Genomic DNA, 1136 nt, shown 5'->3' on the forward strand with positions numbered 1-1136 from the left:
TGATACGCTGGCAGTGCAACAGCAGCCAGGATACCGATAATTGCAACAACGATCATCAGTTCGATCAGGGTAAAACCGGCTTGTGCCTTCTTCATCATTTTCATCGATTTCATTTTGCTACTCCTAGAGGGAATTAATTCGGAACTTGTGAACCGCACTGGGGTATATGCAAGCGCCGTGCCAGGTCGATCGTCGGACACGTCCCCCGTGCATTTCATTGTTGGCGAATGGAATTCGTTCATTGCCGTTCAAGTGCCTGCTGACAATTTACGACAGGTCACTGCCGTCCAGTGCGGCCTGCTGACAATTTATGACACGTGCAAGGCGGTCGAACGCGGGTGCTGGAAAAACAGGGCGGCAAGCCGGGCGACTGGCATGCCGCGATTGACGGCTGACGGCACGGCGCTTGAATTGGCGAACTTGCCCGAGCCCCGCACGGGATAATCCCCCAGGTGTTGACCGGACAGGCAGCGGTCGCGTATTTCCGCTTGATGCCATCCATCGCGCACGTCCAGCGACCGGCGTCGCCGCGCGACCAGATGACTTTTTTGGCCGTCGCCGTGGCCGGACCGGCCTTGATGCTGCAGATGATCTCGGCTTTGCCATGTCGACCGCAGTGACGCTGAGCGCGCAGTTCGGGGGAGCATCCATGGTGTTTTTCGATATCCATGGTGGGCGTCATGATGATTGAGTATCAATGCCGACTGTGCCGAAGGACACTGCGCAGCGAGGGAATTTGATGCCAACGGTCCGCAGCCGGGCGGCGAGGACGAAAACTGGTCAGCACAGCCCAGTGCTTGCCCGATGGCGGACTGGGCTTCGTTGAGTGATTACTTACATCACGGCGGGCAAGATGGGGTGGTATGCTCGGCAGCGACGCCGATGGCTTTGCAGGTCCAGTTGCCGCTCGTGGCGCGCGACCAGGTGACGGTTTTCCCTGTCACCGAGGCGGGGCCGCCTTTGATGGTGCAGCTGAGGTCGACAACCCCGGCAGTTGCGGCCGTGGTGCTGATCGTGCAATTGATCGATTCGGCCTGCATTTTGGTGGCCTGCATGGCCGCAGCGGCACTCAGATTGGGGCTTTGCATCACCTCGGTATCGATACCGGTTCTGCCGCCGGCTGCTTCGTCTGCCGC

The 1136-nt window shown here is 59.2% G+C and carries 3 protein-coding genes; all 3 read right to left on the minus strand.

Features of this window, described 5'->3' with window-relative positions:
- Window positions 1–113: type IV pilin protein (locus F2P44_RS34290; protein ID WP_370662789.1), on the minus strand; the 113-nt coding region annotated here is incomplete at its 3' end.
- Window positions 114–277: 164 nt separating this feature from the next.
- The gene (locus F2P44_RS36775; protein ID WP_370662796.1) at window positions 278–682 is read right to left on the minus strand and encodes a pilin; all 405 of its coding nucleotides are present in this window, start codon (window positions 680–682) and stop codon (window positions 278–280) included.
- A 157-nt stretch (window positions 683–839) separates the two neighbouring features.
- Window positions 840–1136, minus strand: a 297-nt coding sequence (locus F2P44_RS34295) for a pilin (protein WP_187363525.1), incomplete at its 5' end; no start/stop codon positions are given.

The sequence above is a fragment of the Massilia frigida genome (assembly GCF_011682175.1).
Lineage (GTDB): Bacteria > Pseudomonadota > Gammaproteobacteria > Burkholderiales > Burkholderiaceae_D > Telluria_A > Telluria_A frigida.

Coding starts and splice junctions, on each gene's coding strand:
- F2P44_RS36775 (WP_370662796.1), bottom strand. CDS start 682: ATGACGCCCACCATGGATATCGAAAAACACCATGGATGCTCCCCCGAA.